The organism is Vibrio ostreae, assembly GCF_019226825.1.
GTDB classification, from domain to species: Bacteria; Pseudomonadota; Gammaproteobacteria; order Enterobacterales; family Vibrionaceae; genus Vibrio; species Vibrio ostreae.
In genome coordinates this window covers 30,279-55,691 of record NZ_CP076643.1, presented here as the reverse complement: position 1 = coordinate 55,691, position 25,413 = coordinate 30,279, and the positions used below count along the sequence as shown (strand labels likewise).

Annotated in this window: 16 protein-coding genes, 3 tRNA genes, 3 rRNA genes, 1 pseudogene and 1 other annotated feature; of the genes and pseudogenes, 9 read left to right on the top strand and 14 right to left on the bottom strand. The window is 50.0% G+C overall.

Translation table 11 applies throughout. The features are described from left to right. Positions 1 to 20: 20 nt before the first annotated feature. The 3 genes from KNV97_RS06395 to KNV97_RS06385 are packed head-to-tail and all read left to right on the top strand — an operon-like array spanning position 21 to position 2,574. Positions 21 to 596 carry a YajG family lipoprotein gene (locus KNV97_RS06395; protein ID WP_136482163.1) on the top strand — a complete coding sequence of 192 codons (576 nt, stop codon included), beginning with the start codon at positions 21 to 23 and terminating at the stop codon, positions 594 to 596. Further along, positions 589 to 1,137, top strand: a complete 549-nt coding sequence (locus KNV97_RS06390) for a peptidylprolyl isomerase (RefSeq protein WP_218562753.1) — start codon at positions 589 to 591, stop codon at positions 1,135 to 1,137. Before KNV97_RS06395 ends, KNV97_RS06390 begins: the two co-directional genes overlap by 8 nt. A 51-nt stretch (positions 1,138 to 1,188) precedes the next feature. Next, complete coding sequence (locus KNV97_RS06385; protein ID WP_218562752.1) at positions 1,189 to 2,574, top strand: AmpG family muropeptide MFS transporter; 1,386 nt, start codon at positions 1,189 to 1,191, stop codon at positions 2,572 to 2,574. Positions 2,575 to 2,633: 59 nt separating this feature from the next. On the opposite strand, the gene nfsA is transcribed toward KNV97_RS06385, so the two are convergent. From nfsA to rluD, 12 genes are all read right to left on the bottom strand, one after another. Next, positions 2,634 to 3,356: an oxygen-insensitive NADPH nitroreductase gene (gene nfsA / locus KNV97_RS06380; RefSeq protein WP_218562751.1), complete on the bottom strand. Its 723-nt coding sequence runs from the start codon at positions 3,354 to 3,356 to the stop codon at positions 2,634 to 2,636. Positions 3,357 to 3,373: 17 nt separating this feature from the next. Then, on the bottom strand, positions 3,374 to 3,706 hold the full coding sequence (locus tag KNV97_RS06375) for a DUF1904 domain-containing protein (RefSeq protein ID WP_136482155.1): 333 nt from the start codon (positions 3,704 to 3,706) through the stop codon (positions 3,374 to 3,376). A 96-nt stretch (positions 3,707 to 3,802) separates the two neighbouring features. Then, complete coding sequence (locus KNV97_RS06370) at positions 3,803 to 4,720, bottom strand: dienelactone hydrolase family protein (protein WP_136482153.1); 918 nt, start codon at positions 4,718 to 4,720, stop codon at positions 3,803 to 3,805. 206 nt (positions 4,721 to 4,926) lie between these two features. Further along, positions 4,927 to 5,003: transfer RNA gene (locus KNV97_RS06365), tRNA-Trp, on the bottom strand. 225 nt (positions 5,004 to 5,228) lie between these two features. After that, positions 5,229 to 5,305 (bottom strand) — tRNA-Asp (locus KNV97_RS06360). An 86-nt stretch (positions 5,306 to 5,391) separates the two neighbouring features. Further along, a 5S ribosomal RNA gene (gene rrf / locus KNV97_RS06355) occupies positions 5,392 to 5,507 on the bottom strand. A gap of 151 nt (positions 5,508 to 5,658) precedes the next feature. After that, positions 5,659 to 8,549 (bottom strand): 23S ribosomal RNA (locus KNV97_RS06350). Positions 8,550 to 8,878: 329 nt separating this feature from the next. Beyond that, positions 8,879 to 8,954: transfer RNA gene (locus KNV97_RS06345), tRNA-Ala, on the bottom strand. Positions 8,955 to 9,014: 60 nt separating this feature from the next. Next, positions 9,015 to 10,567, bottom strand: a 16S ribosomal RNA gene (locus KNV97_RS06340). The 16S, 23S and 5S rRNA genes sit together here with 3 tRNA genes alongside, the layout of an rRNA operon. Positions 10,568 to 11,182: 615 nt before the next feature. Then, the gene (clpB, locus tag KNV97_RS06335) at positions 11,183 to 13,756 is read right to left on the bottom strand and encodes an ATP-dependent chaperone ClpB (RefSeq protein WP_136486322.1); all 2,574 of its coding nucleotides are present in this window, start codon (positions 13,754 to 13,756) and stop codon (positions 11,183 to 11,185) included. A 99-nt stretch (positions 13,757 to 13,855) separates the two neighbouring features. Beyond that, positions 13,856 to 14,590, bottom strand: coding sequence for a peptidoglycan editing factor PgeF (gene pgeF / locus KNV97_RS06330; protein ID WP_218562748.1), 735 nt, complete (start codon positions 14,588 to 14,590; stop codon positions 13,856 to 13,858). A 2-nt stretch (positions 14,591 to 14,592) separates the two neighbouring features. Continuing rightward, positions 14,593 to 15,567 (bottom strand): 23S rRNA pseudouridine(1911/1915/1917) synthase RluD, encoded by a 975-nt coding sequence (gene rluD / locus KNV97_RS06325; protein WP_136486318.1) that lies wholly within the window; start codon positions 15,565 to 15,567, stop codon positions 14,593 to 14,595. Between the two features lie 155 nt (positions 15,568 to 15,722). Here rluD and KNV97_RS06320 point away from each other — a divergent pair. The 6 genes and pseudogenes from KNV97_RS06320 to yjjX all read left to right on the top strand — a co-directional run bounded on the left by KNV97_RS06320 (position 15,723) and on the right by yjjX (position 22,736). Further along, positions 15,723 to 16,452: pseudogene (locus KNV97_RS06320) on the top strand (outer membrane protein assembly factor BamD). A gap of 445 nt (positions 16,453 to 16,897) precedes the next feature. After that, complete coding sequence (gene hpf / locus KNV97_RS06315; protein WP_136486314.1) at positions 16,898 to 17,227, top strand: ribosome hibernation-promoting factor, HPF/YfiA family; 330 nt, start codon at positions 16,898 to 16,900, stop codon at positions 17,225 to 17,227. 106 nt (positions 17,228 to 17,333) lie between these two features. Beyond that, positions 17,334 to 17,456 (top strand) — a sequence feature (Phe leader region). Positions 17,457 to 17,469: 13 nt separating this feature from the next. After that, on the top strand, positions 17,470 to 18,651 hold the full coding sequence (gene pheA, locus KNV97_RS06310; protein ID WP_136486312.1) for a prephenate dehydratase: 1,182 nt from the start codon (positions 17,470 to 17,472) through the stop codon (positions 18,649 to 18,651). A gap of 177 nt (positions 18,652 to 18,828) precedes the next feature. Beyond that, entirely contained in the window at positions 18,829 to 19,863 is a 1,035-nt protein-coding gene (locus tag KNV97_RS06305) for a polyamine ABC transporter substrate-binding protein (RefSeq protein ID WP_218562750.1), read from the top strand. Then, positions 19,847 to 22,192 (top strand): putative bifunctional diguanylate cyclase/phosphodiesterase, encoded by a 2,346-nt coding sequence (locus tag KNV97_RS06300; protein WP_218562746.1) that lies wholly within the window; start codon positions 19,847 to 19,849, stop codon positions 22,190 to 22,192. The genes KNV97_RS06305 and KNV97_RS06300 overlap by 17 nt, the downstream gene beginning before the upstream one ends. Then, positions 22,164 to 22,736 carry an inosine/xanthosine triphosphatase gene (gene yjjX / locus KNV97_RS06295; RefSeq protein ID WP_218562745.1) on the top strand — a complete coding sequence of 191 codons (573 nt, stop codon included), beginning with the start codon at positions 22,164 to 22,166 and terminating at the stop codon, positions 22,734 to 22,736. The genes KNV97_RS06300 and yjjX overlap by 29 nt, the downstream gene beginning before the upstream one ends. 50 nt (positions 22,737 to 22,786) lie before the next feature. On the opposite strand, the gene trpR is transcribed toward yjjX, so the two are convergent. Together trpR and sltY are read right to left on the bottom strand one after the other, a co-directional pair. Next, the gene (trpR, locus tag KNV97_RS06290) at positions 22,787 to 23,080 is read right to left on the bottom strand and encodes a trp operon repressor (protein ID WP_218562744.1); all 294 of its coding nucleotides are present in this window, start codon (positions 23,078 to 23,080) and stop codon (positions 22,787 to 22,789) included. A 55-nt stretch (positions 23,081 to 23,135) separates the two neighbouring features. Continuing rightward, positions 23,136 to 25,082, bottom strand: a complete 1,947-nt coding sequence (gene sltY / locus KNV97_RS06285; protein WP_218562749.1) for a murein transglycosylase — start codon at positions 25,080 to 25,082, stop codon at positions 23,136 to 23,138. Between the last annotated feature and the right edge of the window lie 331 nt (positions 25,083 to 25,413).

The window sequence follows — 25,413 nt, the reverse complement described above, 5'->3', positions numbered from 1 at the left end:
CTAAACGAAAGGAATTGACCATGAAGAAACTGGTTCTCGCGGCGTCTATCGCTCTGTTGACGGCGTGTTCAGCCCCTCAGCAGCCACAGCTTAACTTTATGCCTCAGCCAGTGCTGAGCCGCAGTGACATTGTCAAAAACAGCACCTTTACTCTGGTCAGTAAAGATGTTCGCTCTGCGCAGTATGTCGCTTTGGTTGACAGTGGCCGCAACAATATTGAACCGGTCCATGCCAAGCAAAACGTACGTATCGCACTGGAAAATGCCCTGTCTGAACAGTTCGCTTCTCAAGGCTTCCAGCTGACCGTGAACAGTGAAAACACAGTGACACTGGAAGTTCAGGAAGCTCTGGTTAACGTCACCCACTCCATTTTTGAAAACCAGATGGATGCAAAAGTAACCCTAGAACTGACCGCAGAAACACCACAAGGCAAACTGGTGAAAAGCTACAACGGCACAGCAAAACGTACGGCTGCACTGAGCGCATCTGACGAAGACATCGAGAACGTTCTTAACGATGTGGTGAACTTAGTGCTCAAAGAGATCTCTAACGATAAAGAATTGCAAACTTACATGAAGGACCGTTTCCGTGGCTAAACTGTGGCTAACGGCACTGGCGCTGCTCAGCAGCAGCGCTGTATGGGCCGGACCGAAAGTAGAATTTGAAACGACGCTGGGTAATTTCACTGTCAAGTTAAATGATGAAAAAGCACCGATCAGCAGTGCGAACTTCCTCAAATATGTCGAAGACGGCAGTTATGTCGGTAGTCAGTTCCACCGTATCATCCCGGGCTTTATGGCTCAGGGCGGTGGCTATGATAAAGACATGAATCAGCTCAAGACCTACGCACCGATCAAAAATGAAGCAAGCAATGGCCTGGCCAATAATACTGCGACCATCGCTATGGCACGTACCGCGAATCCGAATTCTGCGACACGCCAGTTCTTCATCAACCTGACTGACAATAATTTCCTCGATTACAATCAACGTCCACCGGGTTACGCGGTATTCGGCCAGGTGGTTGAAGGTTTTAGTGTCATTCAGACGATGGCGAAACAGCCGACTCACTCGGTTGGTCGCATGGGCGATGTACCGCAAACTCCTATCGTCATCACCAAAGCCACCCTCATCAAGTAATCTCATCAGGGCTCTGACAATTATCAGGGCCCTGGTTTTAAGGAATCATTCATGCAGAGCGACCAGTCTTATACCTGGAAAGAAACCGTGCTTAGTTACTTTGACCGCCGCTTACTTTGGGTTTTCATGCTCGGCTGTTCAAGTGGTTTCCCTTGGGTGCTGATTGGATCCAGTATGTCCGGTTGGCTGGCAGATGCCGGGTTAACCTTATCTGCCATCGGCTACTTTGGCAGTGTGTTCTCGGTCTACGCGATTAATTTCCTCTGGGCACCTCTGGTTGACCGGGTAAAACTACCGCTGCTGCAACCCTTGCTCGGTCAGCGCCGTAGCTGGATATTTTTCTGCCAAAGCCTGGTTCTACTCTGTACACTGGCGATTGCCAAGGTCGATCCGGCTAGTAACCTGTTGCTCACTTCCATGCTGGCACTGGCCATTGCCACCGCTTCAGCTACCCAAGACATCGCCATTGATGCGTTTCGTATTGACAGCTTTCCTAAATCAGAGCCCTCCAAGCTGCCCCAGGCTTCAGCTATGGCCGTCATCGGCTGGTGGACCGGCTATTCGCTGCCGGGTTATCTGGCCTTTGTCAACGCAGACCAGGTCGGCTGGAATCAGGTTTACCTCGGGATGGCCGCCATTGTGGTACTGCTGATGGTTTTTACCCTGTTAGTGGGTGAGCCCAAAACCCTGCGCGATCAACTGCAACAACAAGCAGAGAGTCGCCATAGCAAGTATGTCCATTCAAAGCTCGGCCGCTGGCTGAGTGTCACCCTGATTGAGCCCTTCGTTGACTTCTTTCGCCGTAACGGCACTCAGGTGGCCCTGACCCTGTTGCTGTTCGTATTCTTGTTTAAGATAGGGGAAGCGTTCTTAGGCCGGATGTCGATCGCCTTCTATAAGGAAATCGGTTTTAGTAATGAACAAATTGGCTATTACTCCAAACTGATTGGCTGGGGAATGACCATGCTGTTTACCTTTATCGGCAGCATGTTTAACGTGCGGTTTGGTATTGTGCGTGGCCTGATGATTGGCGGCATTGCAATGTCGGCCAGTAATTTGATGTTCTCGTGGATTGCCGAAGTCGGACCAAATGAGCATCTGTTGCTAGCAACTATTTTTGTCGACAACTTCACCACCGCTTTCTCTACCGTGGCATTTGTTTCCTTCCTGACCGTAGTCACCGGCCAGGCCTTTTCCGCCACCCAGTACGCTTTATTAGCATCTTTGGGTAACTTTGGCCGTACGGTATTGGCATCGTTCAGTGGTAATCTGGCCGAGATACTCGATAACTGGTCGCTGTTCTTTATCCTGACTGCTGTCATGGTAATTCCGAGCCTGATTATGCTTTATTCGCTGCGTCACTACTTCACAGATATGCTGCGCAATGCCCAGCAAAAACATCAAGACGACGTCTCATCGGTCAAGCAAAGCGATTAATCTCCCAGACCGTCTGAATGGTTAAATAAAAAACCGCCTGCCGGCGGTTTTTTATTAGCTTAACGCTTGGCCAGCCCTTTCCGCTGCAAATAATCCAGCATGTAAGGTCGGGACTCCTGACTGAGCTTAGTGGTGATTTGCTCAGACCAGCCCTGCTGCTTAGCGTTACTTGAGCGGGAGCGGTAGTATTCGAGCATGGTCTGATCGTATTGTTCGATCAAAGCATGATCGAGTGGCTGATAGCTGTTCTCATGCACGATTACCTGCGGGCTGAGACGAGGCTTGAGCTGGGGATCCTGATCCGGTTCTCCAAGGCACATACCAAACAGCACCGCAGTATAAGGAGGCAGGTCAAGCAGTGCATCAACCTCATCCGGCGCGTTACGCAACCCACCGATGTAGACGCCGCCCAGACCGATAGATTCTGCAGCTAGCAAACAGTTCTGCGCCATAATACCTGAGTCAACCGCACCGATTAAAGTCAGTTCCATAAACTCAGGTTTGACATTCGGGTTCATCGCGTAATGACGCTGATAGTCGATACAGAACACCAGAAACTCCGCCGCGCTCTCGACATACGCCTGATTACCCGCCAGTTGAGCGAGCTTAGCCCGCTTATCCTGATCGGTAACCCGGATGATAGAAACAACTTGTAACAAGCTGGAAGAGGAGGCAGAAATGCCTGATGCAATAATGGTATCCAACTGCTCTTTGGATACCGGTGTATCGGTAAAAGACCGAATCGAGCGATGGCCCTGAATCGTTTCAATGACACTGTTCATATCCAGCTCTCCCGTAATTAATAATGTTGGCCGTTGTCGTAGTACTGTTCTGGCTTCAGCGCGGTAAAAATAACCGCGACATTAAGCTCTTCGCCGATCACATCGCGCACCTGACGGGTAATGATCTCGGCAACCTTATCCTGCTTTTCCTGGCCCCGATCGAACCAGAGGACTTCGACAAACGGATAAGCCGGAGAGACTTCTTCCTCAAAGAAAAACGTTGTGTAGATATATTCAAAGGTAAAATCAGCACGTGGCGACTGCATGATTGACTCTAGTTCATCAATCAGACTTTTTGATAAGACTTGTACCGTCTGCGGCTCTACCGCGCGAAAACGAAAATGTGGCATAAATTTACTTCCTCTTTTTCAAAGCATAATAACAGCTTAAAAATGGAGGTTCGACCTTATGCCACTCAATTTGTTTCATTGATATCCCACACACCATCAAATCAGGTGTGTATCAAAAAAGATCAACGTTTTCCCCCAGGCCGATTCGGCAGCTTCTTCGTTGTAACGAGCAGTCGAATCATTATGGAAACCATGGTTCACACCCGGATAAATCACCGCCTCATAAGGCACCTGATTACCTTGTAAGACCTGTTGATACTGCGGCCATGTATCATTAACGCGCTTGTCCAGCTCAGCGAAATGAATCAGTAGTGGGCCCTTAACCTGAGCACGCAAACTCTCAGCCGCTGGCGTGCCATAAAATGGCACCCCTGCATTCAATTCATCCGGTATAACAGCAGCCAGCATATTGACGATATAGCCACCAAAACAGAATCCGACCGCGCCTAATTTGCCAGAGGATCCAGGATAAGACTTGATAAAACGCGCCGCAGCGATGAAGTCTTGTTCAACTTTTTCACGATCCAGACTGCTTTGCATTGCACGACCATCATCATCATTGCCAGGATAACCGCCGAGTGGATAGAGCGCATCAGGAGCAAAAGCAATGAAGCCGTTCATAGCCAGACGACGGGCGACATCTTCGATATAGGGATTCAAACCGCGATTTTCATGCACAACTAAAACCACCGGCAGCGGTTTGGACATCTCTTTCGGCATCACCAGGTAGCCACGACCTTTACCATGTCCGAGAGGTGAATCGAACTCGGTATAAGTCGCTTTGATTTTGGGGTCATTAAACGAAACCTGCTCCGCCAAAGCATAGTTAGGCATCAATACTGAGGTTAAACTCGAAACAGTCAGCCCGACGACGGCCAGACCAGACAAGCGCTTGATGAACTCACGCCGGTCAATGATGCCGTGGGCATATTCGTCATACCAGTCAAACGCTTCCTGAGGAATGTCATGAGACTCCAGGATCGGTTGAGATTGAGAAGAAGTGGTGCTGCGCATAGCAATATCCTTGTCATACAGATGCATAATCCAGTACCAAAAAGCTTAGATGAAATAAGACAAATTGCCCGAATCGACAAGGTAAAATTTACTATCGGGGGGAAGTAAGCTCAGCAAGATAATCCACAGCTCTGTCAATTGGAGCTAAACTTCACCAATATTCAGGCGTAAAAAAGCCCCAGCATTACTGCTGAGGCTTCTTAATATGGCAGGGGTGGAGAGATTCGAACTCCCAACACGCGGATTTGGAATCCGCTGCTCTGCCAATTGGAGCTACACCCCTAGAAATAGGTCATCAAATTGTATCTGGATACTTTGGGTCTTGAAGAAATTCAAACTCCCAACACACGCCAATTCGCAAAATCAGAGTAATCTTCTGCTCTGCCAATTGGAGCTACACTCCTGTAGTTCGTTTTTAATGAGTCGACACTCAGAATAAAGTGGCGGAACGGCCGGGCTTGCGTTCAAGCGGGACTTGTTCAACCATAGGGCGAACCCTATAAATAAGTGGCGGAGCGGACGGGACTCGAACCCGCGACCCCCGGCGTGACAGGCCGGTATTCTAACCAACTGAACTACCGCTCCGCATTGGTCAGACTATAAAAGTCTTTTCTCGTTTTTGCTTTCAGGCTATTCCTTAAAAAAGGAGCAAACTGAAGCAAGTAATTAAAGCCTGGCGATGTTCTACTCTCACATGGGGAGGCCCCACACTACCATCGACGCTGTTTCGTTTCACTTCTGAGTTCGGAATGGAGTCAGGTGGGTCCAAAACGCTATGGTCGCCAAGCAAAATTCTGTTTAACTACCGCTGTAAGCGATAATTACCTTTTATTTTCACTTTTTTAAAAGTGAAGACAAAAGATTGGAAAGCTGTTTTCGTTCTCATTACACATTCAATGTACTGGTCATTGAGTCCATCAAAACCCCTTGGGTGTTGTATGGTTAAGCCTCACGGGCAATTAGTACAGGTTAGCTCAACGCCTCACAACGCTTACACACCCTGCCTATCAACGTTCTAGTCTCGAACAACCCTTTAGGACACTTAAAGTGTCAGGGAAGACTCATCTCAGGGCTCGCTTCCCGCTTAGATGCTTTCAGCGGTTATCGATTCCGAACTTAGCTACCGGGCAATGCGTCTGGCGACACAACCCGAACACCAGAGGTTCGTCCACTCCGGTCCTCTCGTACTAGGAGCAGCCCCCTTCAATCTTCCAACGCCCACGGCAGATAGGGACCGAACTGTCTCACGACGTTCTAAACCCAGCTCGCGTACCACTTTAAATGGCGAACAGCCATACCCTTGGGACCGACTTCAGCCCCAGGATGTGATGAGCCGACATCGAGGTGCCAAACACCGCCGTCGATATGAACTCTTGGGCGGTATCAGCCTGTTATCCCCGGAGTACCTTTTATCCGTTGAGCGATGGCCCTTCCATTCAGAACCACCGGATCACTATGACCTGCTTTCGCACCTGCTCGAATTGTCATTCTCGCAGTCAAGCGGGCTTATGCCATTGCACTAACCTCACGATGTCCAACCGTGATTAGCCCACCTTCGTGCTCCTCCGTTACTCTTTGGGAGGAGACCGCCCCAGTCAAACTACCCACCAGGCACTGTCCTCGAACCGGATAACGGTCCAGAGTTAGAACATCAAACATACAAGGGTGGTATTTCAAGGACGGCTCCAACGCAACTGGCGTCACGTCTTCAAAGCCTCCCACCTATCCTACACATGTAGGTTCAATGTTCAGTGCCAAGCTGTAGTAAAGGTTCACGGGGTCTTTCCGTCTAGCCGCGGGTACACTGCATCTTCACAGCGATTTCAATTTCACTGAGTCTCGGGTGGAGACAGCGTGGCCATCATTACGCCATTCGTGCAGGTCGGAACTTACCCGACAAGGAATTTCGCTACCTTAGGACCGTTATAGTTACGGCCGCCGTTTACCGGGGCTTCGATCAAGAGCGTCGACCGAAGTCTAACCCCATCAATTAACCTTCCGGCACCGGGCAGGCGTCACACCGTATACGTCATCTTACGATTTTGCACAGTGCTGTGTTTTTAATAAACAGTTGCAGCCACCTGGTATCTGCGACTTCCAATAGCTCCATCCGCGAGGGACTTCACCGTCAGAAGCGTACCTTCTCCCGAAGTTACGGTACCATTTTGCCTAGTTCCTTCACCCGAGTTCTCTCAAGCGCCTTGGTATTCTCTACCCGACCACCTGTGTCGGTTTGGGGTACGATTCCTTACAATCTGAAGCTTAGAGGCTTTTCCTGGAAGCATGGCATCAATGACTTCATCACCGTAGTGACTCGACATCGTGTCTCAGCCTTATAGAGAGCCGGATTTACCTAACTCTCAAGCCTACGCACTTGAACCTGGACAACCGTCGCCAGGCCCACCTAGCCTTCTCCGTCCCCCCCATCGCAATTGTAAGAAGTACGGGAATATTAACCCGTTTCCCATCGACTACGCCTTTCGGCCTCGCCTTAGGGGTCGACTTACCCTGCCCCGATTAACGTTGGACAGGAACCCTTGGTCTTCCGGCGAGGAGGTTTTTCACCCCCTTTATCGTTACTCATGTCAGCATTCGCACTTCTGATACCTCCAGCATGCCTTACAGCACACCTTCAACGGCTTACAGAACGCTCCCCTACCCAATGCGATAAATCGCATTGCCGCAGCTTCGGTTTACAGCTTAGCCCCGTTACATCTTCCGCGCAGGCCGACTCGACTAGTGAGCTATTACGCTTTCTTTAAATGATGGCTGCTTCTAAGCCAACATCCTAGCTGTCTGAGCCTTCCCACATCGTTTCCCACTTAGCTGTAATTTGGGACCTTAGCTGGCGGTCTGGGTTGTTTCCCTCTCCACGACGGACGTTAGCACCCGCCGTGTGTCTCCCGGATAGTACTTACTGGTATTCGGAGTTTGCAAAGGGTTGGTAAGTCGGGATGACCCCCTAGCCTTAACAGTGCTCTACCCCCAGTAGTATTCGTCCGAGGCGCTACCTAAATAGCTTTCGGGGAGAACCAGCTATCTCCGAGTTTGATTGGCCTTTCACCCCTAGCCACAAGTCATCCGCTAATTTTTCAACATTAGTCGGTTCGGTCCTCCAATTGATGTTACTCAATCTTCAACCTGCCCATGGCTAGATCACTCGGTTTCGGGTCTATATCCAGAGACTGTGCGCCCAGTTAAGACTCGGTTTCCCTACGGCTCCCCTAAATGGTTAACCTTGCCACTGAATATAAGTCGCTGACCCATTATACAAAAGGTACGCAGTCACACCACGAAGGTGCTCCTACTGCTTGTACGTACACGGTTTCAGGTTCTATTTCACTCCCCTCACAGGGGTTCTTTTCGCCTTTCCCTCACGGTACTGGTTCACTATCGGTCAGTCAGGAGTATTTAGCCTTGGAGGATGGTCCCCCCATGTTCAGACAGGATAACACGTGTCCCGCCCTACTCGATTTCACTGAACATACGCTGTCGGCTACGGGGCTATCACCCTGTTTCGCGGTCCTTTCCAGAACCTTCACCTGACGCATATAAAGCTTAAGGGCTAATCCAATTTCGCTCGCCGCTACTTTCGGAATCTCAATTGATTTCTTTTCCTCGGGGTACTTAGATGTTTCAGTTCCCCCGGTTCGCTTCATTAACCTATGTATTCAGTTAATGATACCTGCTTATGCAGGTGGGTTTCCCCATTCGGAAATCGTAGACTCAAGTGGCTCTTACTGCCTCATCTACGCTTATCGCAAGTTAGTACGTCCTTCATCGCCTCTGACTGCCAAGGCATCCACCGTGTACGCTTAGTCACTTAACCATACAACCCGAAGGAGTTTCGAGTTGATGAACCAAGTCACCAAGGTTTCGTTGTCTCTCATTATTTGAATGAGCGAGAGACTTTTCGATTTTGCCGGACTCAATTTTGAAACTTGAAAACAAGTTTCTACCAAGCACACTTGAATGTGTTGTTGGTGTATTCCATTTCGGAATACATTGAGAACTTTACAAATAATGTTTCGTTTACGAATAAACAAAAGATCATTTTGTCAGCTTTCCAAATTGTTAAAGAGCAAGATTCGTATCTCTAATGAGATGAACCACTTTTAAGAACACTTATCTCTTCACATGAAGAAATGTGCTTAAAAGTGGTGGAGCTAAGCGGGATCGAACCGCTGACCTCCTGCATGCCATGCAGGCGCTCTCCCAGCTGAGCTATAGCCCCACGAATCTCTTTAAATAAACCATCAATCTGTGTGAACACTCATCGCAATAATCATTCGTATAAGGAGGTGATCCAGCGCCAGGTTCCCCTAGCGCTACCTTGTTACGACTTCACCCCAGTCATGAACCACAAAGTGGCAAGCGTCCTCCCGAAGGTTAAACTACCTGCTTCTTTTGCAGCCCACTCCCATGGTGTGACGGGCGGTGTGTACAAGGCCCGGGAACGTATTCACCGTGGCATTCTGATCCACGATTACTAGCGATTCCGACTTCATGGAGTCGAGTTGCAGACTCCAATCCGGACTACGACGCACTTTTTGGGATTCGCTCACTTTCGCAAGTTGGCCGCCCTCTGTATGCGCCATTGTAGCACGTGTGTAGCCCTACTCGTAAGGGCCATGATGACTTGACGTCGTCCCCACCTTCCTCCGGTTTATCACCGGCAGTCTCCCTGGAGTTCCCGACTTTACTCGCTGGCAAACAAGGATAAGGGTTGCGCTCGTTGCGGGACTTAACCCAACATTTCACAACACGAGCTGACGACAGCCATGCAGCACCTGTCTCTCAGTTCCCGAAGGCACAAGACTGTCTCCAGTCTCTTCTGAGGATGTCAAGAGTAGGTAAGGTTCTTCGCGTTGCATCGAATTAAACCACATGCTCCACCGCTTGTGCGGGCCCCCGTCAATTCATTTGAGTTTTAATCTTGCGACCGTACTCCCCAGGCGGTCTACTTAACGCGTTAGCTCCGAAAGCCACGGCTCAAGGCCACAACCTCCAAGTAGACATCGTTGACGGCGTGGACTACCAGGGTATCTAATCCTGTTTGCTCCCCACGCTTTCGCATCTGAGTGTCAGTATCTGTCCAGGGGGCCGCCTTCGCCACCGGTATTCCTTCAGATCTCTACGCATTTCACCGCTACACCTGAAATTCTACCCCCCTCTACAGTACTCTAGCCTGCCAGTTTCAAATGCAATTCCGAGGTTGAGCCCCGGGCTTTCACATCTGACTTAACAAACCACCTGCATGCGCTTTACGCCCAGTAATTCCGATTAACGCTCGCACCCTCCGTATTACCGCGGCTGCTGGCACGGAGTTAGCCGGTGCTTCTTCTGCAGCTAACGTCAAACGAATGCGCTATTAACGCACCCGCCTTCCTCACTGCTGAAAGTACTTTACAACCCGAAGGCCTTCTTCATACACGCGGCATGGCTGCATCAGGCTTGCGCCCATTGTGCAATATTCCCCACTGCTGCCTCCCGTAGGAGTCTGGACCGTGTCTCAGTTCCAGTGTGGCTGATCATCCTCTCAGACCAGCTAGGGATCGTCGCCTTGGTGAGCCCTTACCTCACCAACTAGCTAATCCCACCTGGGCATATCCTGACGCGAGAGGCCCGAAGGTCCCCCTCTTTGGCCCGAAGGCATTATGCGGTATTAGCCATCGTTTCCAATGGTTATCCCCCACATCAGGGCAATTTCCCAGGCATTACTCACCCGTCCGCCGCTCGCCGCCCTTAACGTTCCCCGAAGGTTCAGTTAAGTCGCTGCCGCTCGACTTGCATGTGTTAGGCCTGCCGCCAGCGTTCAATCTGAGCCATGATCAAACTCTTCAATTTAAGATTTGATTCCCTAAATAATTAGGGGAGGCTCAATGAATACTGACTTCAAATTACCTTAGTAATTCAAAGCTATTACCATTCCAACAGAATGGTAATGAATTGACTGTGCTCGAATGATTGCTCATTCAAATTGGTCACTCAGTTCATTGATACCTAAGTTGATTCTTTAGAATCATCTTCGATTATCATCAACGAGTGCCCACACAGATTGATAGGTTTATATTGTTAAAGAGCATTGCTTTTTCGAAGTTTCTTCTCAAAGCGGACGGCCATTTTAGCGACTTAATTTAGCGAGTCAACCATTTTTTTATTTTAAATTTCTTTAACTTAAGAAACTTAATTTTCCGTCTTTGCTGCCTTGCCTGCTTAAGCAGTTTTGCCTGACAACGGAAGCGCATTATAGGGAGGAATAAACGCTTGGCAAGAGTAATTTAAGAAAAAAATGACCTTTTGCAACCAAGCGGACAAATAAACATCACATTGATTCTTAAACCAACAAATCCTGCCCCGAACATCTAAAAAAGCCACTTTTTCAACGCTATCAGGCCTGGCTTTCGGATCACACAGAGGAACAAAAAAACAAAAGCCATGCTGGGCATGGCTTTTACTGTTTTACTGACTGGCACTTATACGACCATCTTTGACTTCCAGCTTGATCGGCGTTCCGGGAAGAAACTCTCCGGCCAGGATTGATTTCGCCAACGGGTTTTCGACGTTCTGCTGGATAGCGCGTTTAAGTGGCCGCGCACCATATACAGGATCGAAACCGACCTGAGCAACCATATCCAAAGCTTCATCGCTGACTATAAGCTCGTAGTCTCGTTCCACTAAGCGTTTACGCAGACGCTCAATCTGAATAGAAGCAATCGACTTAATCTGATCCCGTCCCAGAGGATGGAACACCACGCTCTCATCCACCCGGTTTAGGAACTCAGGACGGAAATGATGACTGACCACTTCCATCACCTGCTCTTTAATGCCCTGGTAGTCGAGCTGAGCAAAGTTTTCCTGAATCCGTGACGAACCCAGGTTCGAAGTCATAATCACCACTGTATTGCGGAAATCAACCGTACGTCCCTGACCATCAGTCAGACGTCCGTCGTCCAAAACCTGCAACAGAATGTTGAACACATCCGGATGAGCCTTTTCGACTTCATCCAGCAAAATGACGGAATAAGGTTTGCGGCGCACTGCTTCAGTCAGATAGCCGCCCTCTTCATAGCCGACATAACCTGGAGGTGCCCCCACCAGACGAGCCACAGAGTGTTTCTCCATGAACTCCGACATATCAATCCGCACCATGGCGTCTTCACTGTCGAACATGAAGTTGGCGAGGGTTTTACAAAGCTCGGTTTTACCCACACCGGTTGGACCTAAAAACAGGAACGAACCAATTGGACGATTTGGATCCGACAGTCCCGCACGGCTACGACGAATCGCATTTGCGACCACTTCGACCGCTTCAGCCTGACCGATGACACGCTGATGCAATACCTCTTCCATGCGCAGCAGTTTCTCTTTTTCTGCTTCAAGCATTTTCGACACCGGAATACCGGTCTGCTTCGAGAGCACTTCGGCGATTTCGGCATCAGTCACTTTGTTGCGCAGCAGAGTCATCTCCTGCATTTCAGCCTGGGCTGCCAGATCAAGCTGTTTCTCCAGTTCAGGGATACGGCCATATTGCAACTCCGACATACGGCTCAAATCACCAGCGCGGCGAGCGACTTCCAGATCAAGACGAGCCTGCTCCAGTTCACTTTTAATATGCTGGGTACCAGACAAGGCTGCTTTTTCCGCATTCCACACTTCTTCCAGCTCAGCGTAATCCCGCTCTTTTTCCTCAAGCTCGTCGTTGAGAATATTGAGACGTTTTTCACTGGCATCATCGTGCTCGTTGCTCAGTGCCTGCTGCTCAATTTTAAGCTGGATAATTTTACGCTCCAGCTTATCCAAAGCTTCTGGCTTGGAGTCAATTTGCATCCGGATGCTGGATGCGGCTTCATCGATCAGGTCAATCGCTTTATCCGGCAACTGACGGTCCGAGACGTAACGGTGGGATAAACTGGCCGCCGCCACTATCGCCGGGTCGGTAATTTCCACATGGTGATGCAGCTCGTAACGCTCTTTCAATCCACGCAGAATCGCCACGGTATCTTCCACACTCGGCTCATCGACCAGCACTTTCTGGAAGCGACGTTCCAACGCCGGATCTTTTTCGATATATTGACGGTATTCATCCAGCGTAGTGGCACCGACACAATGCAGCTCACCACGAGCTAATGCCGGCTTGAGCATATTACCGGCATCCATCGAGCCTTCACCTTTACCGGCTCCCACCATGGTATGCAGCTCGTCAATAAACAGAATGACGTTGCCCTCTTCTTTGGCCAACTCATTCAGAACCGATTTCAGGCGTTCTTCAAATTCACCGCGATATTTAGCACCCGCCACCAGCGCGCCCATATCGAGCGATAGCACACGACGACCGCGCAGCCCTTCCGGCACCTCATTATTGATGATGCGCTGGGCCAAACCTTCGACAATAGCCGTTTTACCAACCCCGGGTTCACCGATCAGTACCGGATTGTTCTTGGTTCGGCGCTGCAGTACCTGAATGGTACGGCGGATTTCGTCATCACGGCCAATCACAGGGTCAAGCTTGCCCTGCTCGGCACGCTCGGTGAGATCAATGGTGTATTTTTCCAGCGCCTGGCGCAGTTCTTCTGCATTCTGATCATTGACCTTCTGACCGCCACGAATTTTCTCTATCGCATCGGTAACCTTTTTCTCGGTCAAACCAAACTCTTTAAGTAACTTGCCGAGCGGGCCATGATCCTGCAACGCTGCCAACAGGTAAATTTCAGAGGAGATGTAGGCATCCTGACGCTTTTGCGCCACTTTATCGCACAGGTTAAACAGATTGCCCAAGCCACTTGAGAGCTGAACATCTCCGCCGATACCGCTGACTTTCGGCACACGATCAAGCATTTCACCTAATTTAGAGCGCAGTTGCATGGCATCGACATCCAACATCGTCAGCAATGGACGAATCGGACTGCCATTTTGATCCAGGAGTGCCACCATTAGGTGTACAGGTTCGATATACTGATGATCCCGCCCAAGTGCCAGTGACTGAGCGTCAGAAATCGCTATTTGGAATTTGCTGGTAAACCTATCAAGACGCATAACAACCTTCCTAACCTCGTCTGAGATAAACTATTAACGTTTAGAAAGATGGTTACGTAAGAGGGAATTTTCAAGGCAAGACCACTAACTTTATCGGGTTTAATTTTCACCAATCCAGATAAACGTGGCCTGACGGCCGGTCACACCATCACGACGGTAGGAATAAAAACGCTCTGCATCCTGATAGGTGCACAGCCCGTTGTCGAATATGGCATCAATACCCAGACGCTTCAGACGCAGTCGCACCAGTTGATTCATGTCAGCCCACCACTTGCCGGTTTGACAACCAGGTATGAAAGCCTGCGCGGCCTCGGGGTGTACAGCGCAAAATGCCGTCACCACATCCTCTCCGACTTCAAATGCCTGCGGACCGATGGCCGGCCCCAGCCACAACAGGACGTCCTGACCGGCAAAATTGACCAGTGCATTTTCGATAATGCCACCGGCTAATCCGCGCCAGCCGGCATGCACAGCCGCTACCTGAGAGCCCTGAGTGTTGGTGATGAGCACAGGCAGACAATCGGCGGTCATGGCACTGCACACCACATTGGTGCTGTCAGTCCAAACTCCGTCGGCGTCCAGTACCTGCTTGGTTGGCTCACTGACTTGTATCACCCGGGTGGAATGAGTCTGATTAAGCCAGAGCGGCGCAACCGGCATACCTGACTGCTGCTGCAGCCAGTCGCGGTTACGCTGTACTAATAGTGGATCATCCCCAACATGCATACCAAGATTCAATCCGGCATATGGCGCAGGTGAAACTCCGCCAGTCCGGGTTGAAGACAGAGCTCGCACCTTTGTCGGTGCCGGCCAGTTAGGGATAATCCAGCTCATACTTAATACTCTTCCGAGTGGTTTAGTTTGGCATCTTCACGCAGTGCTTCGCTCATCGCCACCATATCATCCGGTACCGGAGCATGGAATTCCAGCTCTTCACCTGTAATCGGGTGTTCAAAACGCAGCATGACAGCATGCAGCGCCTGACGGTCAAAACCACGAATCATTGCGGTCAGTTCTTCGGTAGCGCCTTTGGGGATACGCGCGCGGCCACCGTATGCACTGTCGCCCAGCAGCGGATGCTGCAGGTAAGACATGTGGACACGAATCTGGTGAGTACGGCCAGTTTCCAGACGCAGACGGATACGGGTGTGTTCACGGAAATGCTCCGCAACCCGGTAGTGAGTCACAGCTGGTTTACCCAGTGGGCTGACTGCCATCAGAGTACGTTTGGTGGAATGACGGCCAATCGGCTTATCAATCATGCCACCAGCGGTCATTTTACCGATCGCGATCGCCTCGTATTCCCGGGTGATGTTCCGCTTTTGCAGTTCGCGTACCAGACGCGTCTGGGCCGGAACGGTTTTCGCGACCACCATCAGACCGGTAGTGTCTTTATCCAGACGATGCACAATACCGGCACGCGGTACTTCCGCGATAGCCGGGTAATGGAACAGTAAAGCGTTCAGCACAGTACCGTCCGGCGTTCCCGCCCCCGGGTGGACTACAAAATCACGCGGTTTGTTGATAACGATAATGTCGTCATCTTCGTAGACGATATCGAGCGGAATATCCTGAGCTTCCCAGCGCTGTTCATCTTCCAGTTCTGCCTGAACTGTAATCTCTTCACCGCCCATGACTTTAGTCCGTGGTTTAGTCACCACACTGCCGTCAACGGTTACTTTCCCTTCCAGCAACCACTCTTTGAGGCGCGAACGGGAAAAATCGGTGAATAATTCAGCCACAGCCTGGTCTAAACGCTGACCTAGCTGGCTATCTTTTACTGTTTGAGTTAATTCAATCTGCTGAGCCATATCGAACTTTTTTAAAAACCGTGAGACTAATAGTCACTAGTATGGAAAAATATGACGCCATTGTATCTGTTACTGCCAAGAAAGTAACGAACCGTTTTGCGGAGCGCCGATGCTCCAAGTGTATAAGCTTTAATTGCAAGGAACTCACTCCTGACATGAAATACCAAACTTTATCAGGCTTACTCGCGTTATCTCTTCTGGCCGGCTGTTCGAGCACTAAAGAAGTAGTGCCGGATGTCCCCCCCCGCTCAGCTGTACACTGAAGCACAAACTTCACTGCAGGGCGGCAATTGGATGACAGCGATTGAAAAGCTTGAAGCGCTGGATTCACGCTACCCGTTCGGGGCGTACTCCGAGCAAGTACAACTGGATCTGATTTACGCCTACTATAAGAACGACGATCTGGCGTTAGGTCTGGCGACCATTGAACGCTTTATCCGCTTAAACCCGACCCATGAAAAAATGGATTGGGTACTTTACATGCGTGGCCTGACCCATATGGCTCAGGATCGCAACTTTATGCATGACCTGTTTAATGTTGATCGCAGTGACCGCGATCCGGAACCGGTAAAAGCCGCATTTGCCGACTTCAAAAAGCTGCTGCAACGCTACCCGGCCAGCCCCTACGCAGAAGATGCCCAGCGCCGCATGTTTGCACTGAAAAACCGCCTGGCGGATTACGACCTGGCGACCGCGGATTTCTATCTGCGCCGCGAAGCCTGGATTGCCGCCATTAATCGTACTCAAGAGCTGCAAAAAACTTATCCGGATACCGAAGCCGCGCGCAAGTCGCTGGAGATTCAACTGGAAGCCTATCAACAACTGGGCCTGAAATACTCGGTTGAGCGTACCCGCCAGTTGATGCAACTCAACCCTGAGCAGTGAGCAGCCGATAGCCTTATGCTTATCGGCTTGTAATGACTGAAAGCCACTTCTTCAGAAGTGGCTTTTTTGATTCGGCTAGATGACGAGATACGAAAAGAAGGTCAGAAATTATCCGCTGTAACGGCATTCGGAATCAGGTTAGCAAGGCGCAAGGTGAACCACCTCACCAGAGGTGGTGTACACAAATTAAGCACCGAGTTTTTTCAGGCCGAAGCAAGCCACTAAAAAGCGGAGATTTTTTAGTAACAACACTCCCCACTGTAGCCCGTTCATTGTGAATCTCAAGCTTTTTTCCTCCCTCATGATGGTACTCTTTGCTTAAGATCACGTTTGTTTTCACTCGCAGAAACACCAGGCACAAAAGTGATATTGATCACATTTTTTTTGATATGAAAACGGCAATCTGAACTCAACCCATAAGGGATGCAACAGAGGAAAAGTCACTATGCAAATGAATATCACTGGTAAAAACATTGAAATCACCTCTGCAATCCGTGCGCACATTGAGAGTAAATTCAAAAAGCTGGAAAAATGGCAAGTAGACATCATCGGCTGCCAGGCTAGCTTTAGCGAAGAACCTAACAAACAGAAAAAGTTTGAGGCAACCATCAGCATTCCAAAAGGACAAATCAACGCCTCAGCAGTCCATGAAGATCTTTACGCAGCCATCAACGAGGTAGAACAAAAACTCGAACGTCAACTGAATAAACTGCGTCATAAGCCGGAAGCTCGTCGTACTGACAAACCGGAGCTGGAAGAAGAAGTGGAAGAATAAGGAAACAGTTTTAGAAATAGCGCCTGCGGGCGCTATTTTTTTGCTTGACGCTCCCAGCCCGCTTGCTTATTGTGTGTTCTCTTCACCCCTTTGTACGGACAAACATGACTCTGCACTCACTGTTCTTTTTTGACTTCTTTTTTCTCCAAAACTAGTTGGAGGCACGCTCGTTCGCGAAAGATAAGTCAAAAACGAACAGAAAGCCTCCCATACGGGGGGCTTTTTTTATAAGGACAATAAGTATGACAGACAGACAGTATTCACTCGAAGAGATTCGACTGCGCCTCAATGAACTCGATGATCAACTTCTCAGCCTGCTTTCCGAGCGTCGCAGCCTCAGTATCGAAGTGGCGAAAAGTAAAGTTGAAACATCTAAGCCGGTACGTGATGCCGCACGAGAGCAGCAACTGCTTGTCAAACTGATCCATGCAGGCAAAGACAAATATCAGCTCGATGCCCCCTACATTACCAAAATTTTCCATACCATCATCGAAGACTCTGTGCTGCTGCAGCAAACTTACCTGCAAAACCTGGCCAATCCGCAAAGCCGTAAACCTTTGGCACGAGTCGCTTTTCTGGGTTCAAAAGGCTCGTATTCCCACCTTGCGACACGGGAATATTTCAGCCGTAAAAATACTGAACTGATTGAATTAAACTGTGAACAGTTCAAAGAGATCACGACCACGGTTGAATCCGGCCATGCCGACTACGGCGTACTGCCGATCGAAAACACCAGTTCTGGCTCGATCAATGAAGTGTACGATTTGTTGCAGCACACCACGCTATATATTGTGGGTGAGATTACCCAGCCGATTGAACACTGCCTGGTGGCAACCCAGGATATCCGCCTGGAAGATATCCAGGTCCTGTACTCTCATCCGCAGCCGCACCAGCAATGCAGCGAATTTATCAGCCGCCTTAACGGGGTAAAACTGGAAACCTGTGCCAGCACCGCCGATGCAATGAAAAAAGTTCAGGAACTGGGCCGCAGTGATGTCGCCGCTATCGGCAATGCGTCGAGTGGTAAACTGTATGGCCTGCAACCTATCCAGGGCAATATTGCCAACCAGACCGAAAACCACACCCGTTTTATTATCGTGGCGCGCAAACCGGTTGAAGTGTCGGCGCAGATCCCGGCCAAAACCACGCTGATTATGTCAACCTCACAGGAAGCGGGATCGCTGGTCTCTACCCTGCTGGTACTGCAGCGTTACGGTATCAATATGACCAAGCTGGAATCACGTCCGATTATGGGCAATCCGTGGGAAGAGATGTTCTATGTCGATCTGGAAGCCCATCTCGATTCCGAGAGCATGCAAAAAGCGCTGCTTGAACTGACCCGCTTGACCAAACACCTCAAGGTATTAGGTTGTTATCCAACGGAAAATGTCAAACCGACCCAGGTAAAGCTAGCTGAACGATAGCTGAATCATATATTTCACTGTAAACGCTGGTAGTTGCATATTCTATCCCTATAATAGGCACGCTATTTTAATTAGTGATAATGGATGCACTACCGGTGGTTTCATATTTCCGGGCATGTGAGTAAGGACCAACACAAGGACAGATGCCCGGTGACCGCCGGACTCGCTCAAATACGGATGACCAAAACGCTCCTCTTTGCTTTACTCGGGCTCTCCATGCCAGTAATGGGACAAGAGCTCAATATCTATCTGTGGGAAGACACCCTGTCACCACGGGTCATCGACGCCTGGAATCAGACTCACGATACACCTCTGCACCTTTATCATTTTGACAACGATGATGAACGTAGCCTGCTGATGCTCAACAGCGTCCAGTTGCCATTTGATGTCGTTATTCTCGACAATGTCTCTGCCCATATCTTTTCGCGCCAGAATGAGTTTGAAGATCTCTCTGAACTGTCGGGGCGAGACAATAACTTCCCGCGCTGGAATCAGGCCTGTGGTACCCATGCTATCCCCTACTTCTGGGGCTATGTCGGTATCGCTTATCGTAAAAGTAAAATTGCGGCGCCACCAACGCATTGGTCCCAGTTGGTAAATATCAGTGATGAGTTAAAGGGGCATATCGGACTGATTTACGACAGTGTCGAGACTCTTTTACCTGCACTGTACAGCCTCGCTTACTCACCGATCACCGATTCTCTGCCAGAGTTGAAAGAAGCCTATCAGGTCATGGAAGCCGCGACCCCAAAGGTGTTGACCTATGAATACGCATTAAGCTATGTGCGCAGTCATACTCAAAACGACGACTTATTTATGGCACTGGCCTACAGCGGTGACCATTACGCACTGAATCGTTTTTTCAATAATGACGACTGGGCCTTTACTCTGCCGCAAGGCAAGCCTTATATCTGGATTGACTGTCTGGCTATCAACAGCAATTCACAACAAAAAGCCGAGGCGCGTGCGTTTCTTGAGTTTTTGATGCGCCCCGATATCGCAGCAATGAATGCTCAGGATATGCAGAGTGCCACCCCGAACCGCGCCGCGATGGCACTTATGCCGCAGCAAGATGTTCATGACAGCAGCCTTTATTTGTCCGATGCACAACTGGACCAAGCCATCATCGACCATGAGCTCTCACCGCGAAATCTCAGCGTCAGAGCAAAAATCATCAATAATGTAATCGACCTTCATGAAGCTAAACCATAGAATCCTGCTGCTGATTGCACCCGTTATCCTGCTCAGTGCCGCCGCATCAAGCTACATCATCTACAGTAGCCAGAAAGATGCTCTGCTTAAACGTACTGACAGTTATCTGCAGCTCAATATGGAAAAGCTGGCCAGCCATTTCAAACAGACGCGTGCCCTGCTCAACAGCTACTCGTTTACGTTAGCCAAGAGCGACATTCTCCGGCATTACTTTGAGCATGAAAGCAATCCCTATCGTGAACTGGAACTGGTGGATAATCTCAATCAGACCATCGATATTCTCCAGCCCAGCGATGTCGATTTTGTCGCGCTGTCTATTTTGGATAAACAGCACAATGAGCTCTATTATGCCGAGAACAGTAACGATCCTTTCGCGCGCTTTGACCCCAAAGTCAAAAACTTTGTCGAGCAGCAATTTAAGCAGAGCCATAACACTTCCAATGTCAGCTACACCGAAAACTCTGCCGGTGAAGGCGTCCTGGTCCGTTATGATGTATTAGATACCCAAACCCTGCAGACCCCGCTAAGTTACAACCGCGATGAAATCTTTTTTGTGGTGGTATACGTCACGCTTGATAAATTCAACGCGCTGCGCAGACAAATCGAGTTTGATAACCAAAGCCCGTTGTTTTTCCAGCCCCAGCCACCGCAAAATCCGCAGCAACTGACCCAGAGTGTCGAACTGCAACCAGATATGTACGCCATTCTCGACCCGGCCCCGCTGCTGCTGCGCCAGCACCTCAACAGCATTCAGAAAGAGCTGATGGTGTCGTTTGGTTTATCGGCGTTAATCACGGTGATCCTCCTTCTGATGCTGCTATATAAACATATGATTAATCCGATCCTGCGTCTGGATGAACAGTTGCAGGAGGTAGAGAATAAACAGCGTCAGAATATTGAACTGCGCGACTCGGATGATGAAATCGGCCGTCTGTCAGCCCGTTTCTATGCCATGTATGCCGAGCTCGACAGCTCTTATCAGCAAACCAAAACGCTGGCCGAATACGATCATCTGACCAAGCTGGCAAACCGACGCCAGTTTCATCACAAAGCCGAGCAAATCCTGCTGGATATCCCGGGTAACCACCACCTCTGGGTGCTGTATATCGACCTGGATAACTTTAAATACGTCAACGACAAATACGGCCATCAGGTGGGTGATTCTCTGCTGGTTAACTTCGCCTCTCATGTCCGGCTGGTGTGCGAGGAATTCGAACTTTATCAGGTCTCCAGCCTGGCTGCCCGTCTGTCGGGTGATGAGTTCGCGATTTTACTCTCCGCGCCAGCTCACGGCGCTCATTACGCCGATGATTTTGCCCAGCGTCTGCTCGACCCGATTCAAAACCGTGACCACTCCCCTCTGAGTCACTTTCCGATTACCGCCAGTATCGGGATTGCCACCTATCCGCAAGATGGTGTTCGGGTGGAAAAATTGCTGCTTAACTCAGATACCGCGATGTATCAGGCCAAAAACGCCGGTAAAAATCAGATTGCTCACTACTCACAACAACTGGATGATATCGTCAAACGGCGTAATGACATTGAACGAGCTTTGCGAGAGCAAAATTTTGATCAGGAATTCAGTCTGGTCTATCAACCCTATTTCACCTGTTCCGGGCATAACGTCGCCGGATTTGAAGTTCTGTTGCGCTGGTTCTCTCCGCAACTGGGCGAAGTGGCTGCGGACGAATTTATCCCCATCGCCGAGCAGACCGGCCTGTTTGGAATCATTGATCGCTGGGTTATCCAGTCCGCTTTCGCCGACTTTAACACCTTGAGCCGGGAATTTTCCCAGCCGGTACAGCTGTCGATCAACCTCTCCTCAGCCGAGCTGGACTCAAAAAATCTGGCTCAGTTTATCGAACAACATGCCCGTTATTACGATCTGGAGCCGTATCGGATAGAGTTTGAAATTACCGAAACCTTTGCCGCCAATTCACAAAGCTATCCGCTGCTGGATGAACTGTCCAAGCAGGGATTTGGCCTTACCATTGATGATTTTGGGTCAGGTTACACCTCGATAGCACAACTGGTACAATACCCGGTACAGAAAATAAAATTTGATCGCCAGTTTCTGGATACTCTGCTCAGTAGCAATAAGCAGCAAGTCATTAAACCACTGATTGAGTTGTGCCACTCACAAGGCATTGAAGTGACCGCCGAAGGGATAGAAAGTGTGGAAATGCTTCACTGGCTGACCGAATATCGGTGTGATTTTATGCAAGGCTACCTTTTTGGTCAGCCGATGTCGCTGATAGAGATACGTAACTGGCAACAATACAACGAGAGTAATCAGTTTTATGCACAAAGTGATCATTGCTTCACTTAATCCGGCCAAGATCAGTGCCGTAGAAAGCGCATTCAGCAGCGTGTTTCCCGCCCAGGCATTCAGTTTTACCGGTGTCAGCGTTGCCAGCGAGGTCGCCGATCAACCGATGAGTGACGCCGAAACCAAACTCGGCGCGCTGAACCGGGTCCGAAATGCCCGGCAGGCAGTCAATGACGGCGATTATTATGTCGGCCTGGAGGCGGGGATTGAGGGCGGTGTGACCTTCGCCTGGATGATTATCGAATCCGGATCGCGACGCGGTGAGTCACGTTCAGCCAGTTTGATGCTTCCGCCGCAGGTGTTGGCAAAACTGGCTGACGCCAATGAACTGGGCGATGTGATGGATGAGGTATTCGGCACACAGAATATCAAACAGCAAGGCGGTGCGATTGGCTTGCTGACCCAACACCAGCTGACTCGCAGTTCGGTCTATCATCAGGCTCTCATTCTGGCTTTGATCCCGTTTATCAATCCGGACCATTTCCCTGCCGGGGCGGATATAAGCCAGACCATAGCCGTCATTCACAGTGAGCCGGGAGTGTAACAAAAACAAAAACGCCAGCCTGGGGCTGGCGCTGTTTATCCGGGTTGTGGCTATTTCAATATCAACTTAGCCAAACTATCCCGCTCTGTATCGGTGCGGGATTTTAGCTCGTTCGACCCACGGGTAATGGTTGCAATTCCCACTCCGAGCATCTGGCTGACCTGACGCTGAGACATTTCACCTTTGAGCAGCTCACACAGAATATTGACCCGCGCGACCAAGGACTCACGTTCATCCGGGGTCATTAACATCGTCAGCAGCATTGCATGCTGATCGTTATCAGCGGCCTCTTTCACCACTGACATTAATTGTGACCAGTCGTCGTACTCAGGTTGTTGTGACATGATTGTACTCGTTGAGTGATACATGAACTCTATTGTAGTGAACACTCAAACGGAATCAATATTTTGTCGCGATCTCCTGTGAATTGAGAAAGGCGCCATCAACCCCTTTCAGGTCGCGGTAATAAGTTTCAAACATCAGAATGTTTTGCACATAGCCGCGCGTCTCACGAAACGGGATTGCTTCGATAAAGGCGAACGCATCCAGTTTACCACCACTCTCTTCCCGCCAACGGTCGACCCGATGCGGACCGGCGTTATAAGCCGCAAAAGCGAAAATACGGTTATTATCGTACCTCTCCAGCAACCCGTTAAGATAGTGGCTGCCTATCTCGATGTTTTTACCGACCTCAAACAGATCGTCTGCACCGTTATAGCTAATCTGATACTTTTTCGCGGTGTAACTGGCCGTCGCCGGCATAATTTGCATGATACCGCGCGCGCCCACTGGCGAGCGTGCTTCCGAGTCCATTGCACTCTCCTGACGAGCCAGAGACATCAGCATTATCGGGTCCAGGCCGTGCTTATCGGCATAGAAATCAAACCACCATTGATGCGCCAACGGAAAACGCAGTTGCATATTATCCCACATCCGCGCCGATATCGACGCCGTCACCGTCAGATGATGCCAGTGCTGGCTGGCAGCATAGGCAGCCAGCATCTCTTTTTGCGGCTGCTTGACCCTGCTCAGTAGCCAGTACCACTCACTTTTCGCAGCCGCAATTTTATCCCGTTCAATCAATTCCTGAATTCGCGCCAGACTGGTGTGATAAGGCTTAACCTGTGCCGTATCCAGCTCAACGGTCGAGATCGGGTATTCGATCGACTGTTGCAGCGCTTTTGCCGCCGCCACACTGTAGAAGTTACGCTGACCTAAAATAGCACGCAGCCGCTGGTTACCCTGCTCCTGCTTACCGAGCGCGATTTCACTGCGCCCCAGCCAGTACTGCCAGCGGGTCGCTTGCTGTTCATCCTCCGGGAACTGCTTTATCCAATCTTCGACGCCTTGCCAGTCGAGATTAACCAGTGCCAGGCGGATACGCGCTTCAATCAGATCGCTGTTGTGGCTGCCGACAATCATGTTGTCGCGCCACTGCCGTAAATCCGTCGGTTTGACATCCATCATACGCCGCGCAATATACTGACCAACCCGCGCGATTTGTTGTGCAGACCAGTTTTGTGCCTTGGCAACCGGTGCCAGCAGCGGTTGAGCTTTCAGCTCATCAATCCGGGCCAGTTTCTCCAACGCCAACACCGCCTGACGCTGCGCCAGCTCACCACTGCTGTACTGACGGGCAAAGCTCTCTACGGTGTCCGGCTTATCAAACAGCGCCAGCATCGCCTGGGCGCTTTGCTGAGCATTCTTGCCCTTGACTTTCTTAGCCAGATAACGCAACAAGGAACGGTTACGACCTTCAAATGCCAGCACCATGCGCTGCAGGATAAGGTCATCACTCAGACCGCCCTGTTTATCCCAGCTGTCAAACAGAGGATCGCAGGCATCAGATACACTGGCTCCGCTCAGCCACAGTGATTCGGCCCCGCGGTAAGCTTCATCACGCTTACCTGTTTGCAACTTCGCGTTGTAATAGTGACAACGATAAGTCTCACCGTTGGGTTCATTGGGAGAAAACTGCAGCAGCGCCCCCCATTTCTTATCGCGCGCCAATGCGCTGATATAGGGTGCACTAATGCGGGCGGAGAACGGAAATTCCTGATGGGAATCGATAAAAGCACGTACCGCAATCGGCGGCTTGCTGCCCATATCAATCAGAAAACTACGGTAATCAAGATAAGGCGTCAGCGGATAATCAGCCAGCTTAGAACGCACTTGCTTAAACGCGTCCACGTTACCGTCATCCAGCCACTGCTGGGCCTGATCATACAGCGCACGCTGCGCGTCTGTTTCTGCCGAGCTTGAGAACGCTGCGCCGCTCATCAATGTGCTGCATACCAGCACTGATGACACAAGACGAGGCGGCCGAGAAAAACACCAAAGCGTCATGGCTCTTATTCCTTTAAAAAACGAGTCATTTCTATATGAACATTACGCTGATCGTAACGCTGATTGTAAAGGTGCGAGATGTAAAGTTGATGTAAATAATACGACAGCGCCAGTTCAGCGAGTCAAAGTGTGTGGCAGGTTACGTATCCTTGCCAACCTATTTGGGCGCTTCATCAGTTATCCCTTACATGAACGCATCCGATGACACAACAGGTCATCCGCCAACTCAGCCTGACGATGTGCCACGCAGGCCACAGTCGTGAAAAATCAGCGTTAAAGATCAGGCGCCGCTAGTAACAAACGGCGCTGCTTTAGTATAGAATATTGGCTT

Excerpts from the sequence above, each read along its gene's own strand:
- pheA (WP_136486312.1), top strand. The coding sequence starts at position 17,470 with ATGACAGACAGACAGTATTCACTCGAAGAGATTCGACTGCGCCTCAAT.
- nfsA (WP_218562751.1), bottom strand. The coding sequence starts at position 3,356 with ATGAACAGTGTCATTGAAACGATTCAGGGCCATCGCTCGATTCGGTCT.
- KNV97_RS06370 (WP_136482153.1), bottom strand. The coding sequence starts at position 4,720 with ATGCGCAGCACCACTTCTTCTCAATCTCAACCGATCCTGGAGTCTCAT.
- hpf (WP_136486314.1), top strand. The coding sequence starts at position 16,898 with ATGCAAATGAATATCACTGGTAAAAACATTGAAATCACCTCTGCAATC.
- sltY (WP_218562749.1), bottom strand. The coding sequence starts at position 25,082 with ATGACGCTTTGGTGTTTTTCTCGGCCGCCTCGTCTTGTGTCATCAGTG.
- clpB (WP_136486322.1), bottom strand. The coding sequence starts at position 13,756 with ATGCGTCTTGATAGGTTTACCAGCAAATTCCAAATAGCGATTTCTGAC.
- yjjX (WP_218562745.1), top strand. The coding sequence starts at position 22,164 with ATGCACAAAGTGATCATTGCTTCACTTAATCCGGCCAAGATCAGTGCC.
- KNV97_RS06385 (WP_218562752.1), top strand. The coding sequence starts at position 1,189 with ATGCAGAGCGACCAGTCTTATACCTGGAAAGAAACCGTGCTTAGTTAC.
- KNV97_RS06300 (WP_218562746.1), top strand. The coding sequence starts at position 19,847 with ATGAAGCTAAACCATAGAATCCTGCTGCTGATTGCACCCGTTATCCTG.
- KNV97_RS06305 (WP_218562750.1), top strand. The coding sequence starts at position 18,829 with ATGACCAAAACGCTCCTCTTTGCTTTACTCGGGCTCTCCATGCCAGTA.
- KNV97_RS06375 (WP_136482155.1), bottom strand. The coding sequence starts at position 3,706 with ATGCCACATTTTCGTTTTCGCGCGGTAGAGCCGCAGACGGTACAAGTC.
- trpR (WP_218562744.1), bottom strand. The coding sequence starts at position 23,080 with ATGTCACAACAACCTGAGTACGACGACTGGTCACAATTAATGTCAGTG.
- KNV97_RS06395 (WP_136482163.1), top strand. The coding sequence starts at position 21 with ATGAAGAAACTGGTTCTCGCGGCGTCTATCGCTCTGTTGACGGCGTGT.
- rluD (WP_136486318.1), bottom strand. The coding sequence starts at position 15,567 with ATGGCTCAGCAGATTGAATTAACTCAAACAGTAAAAGATAGCCAGCTA.
- pgeF (WP_218562748.1), bottom strand. The coding sequence starts at position 14,590 with ATGAGCTGGATTATCCCTAACTGGCCGGCACCGACAAAGGTGCGAGCT.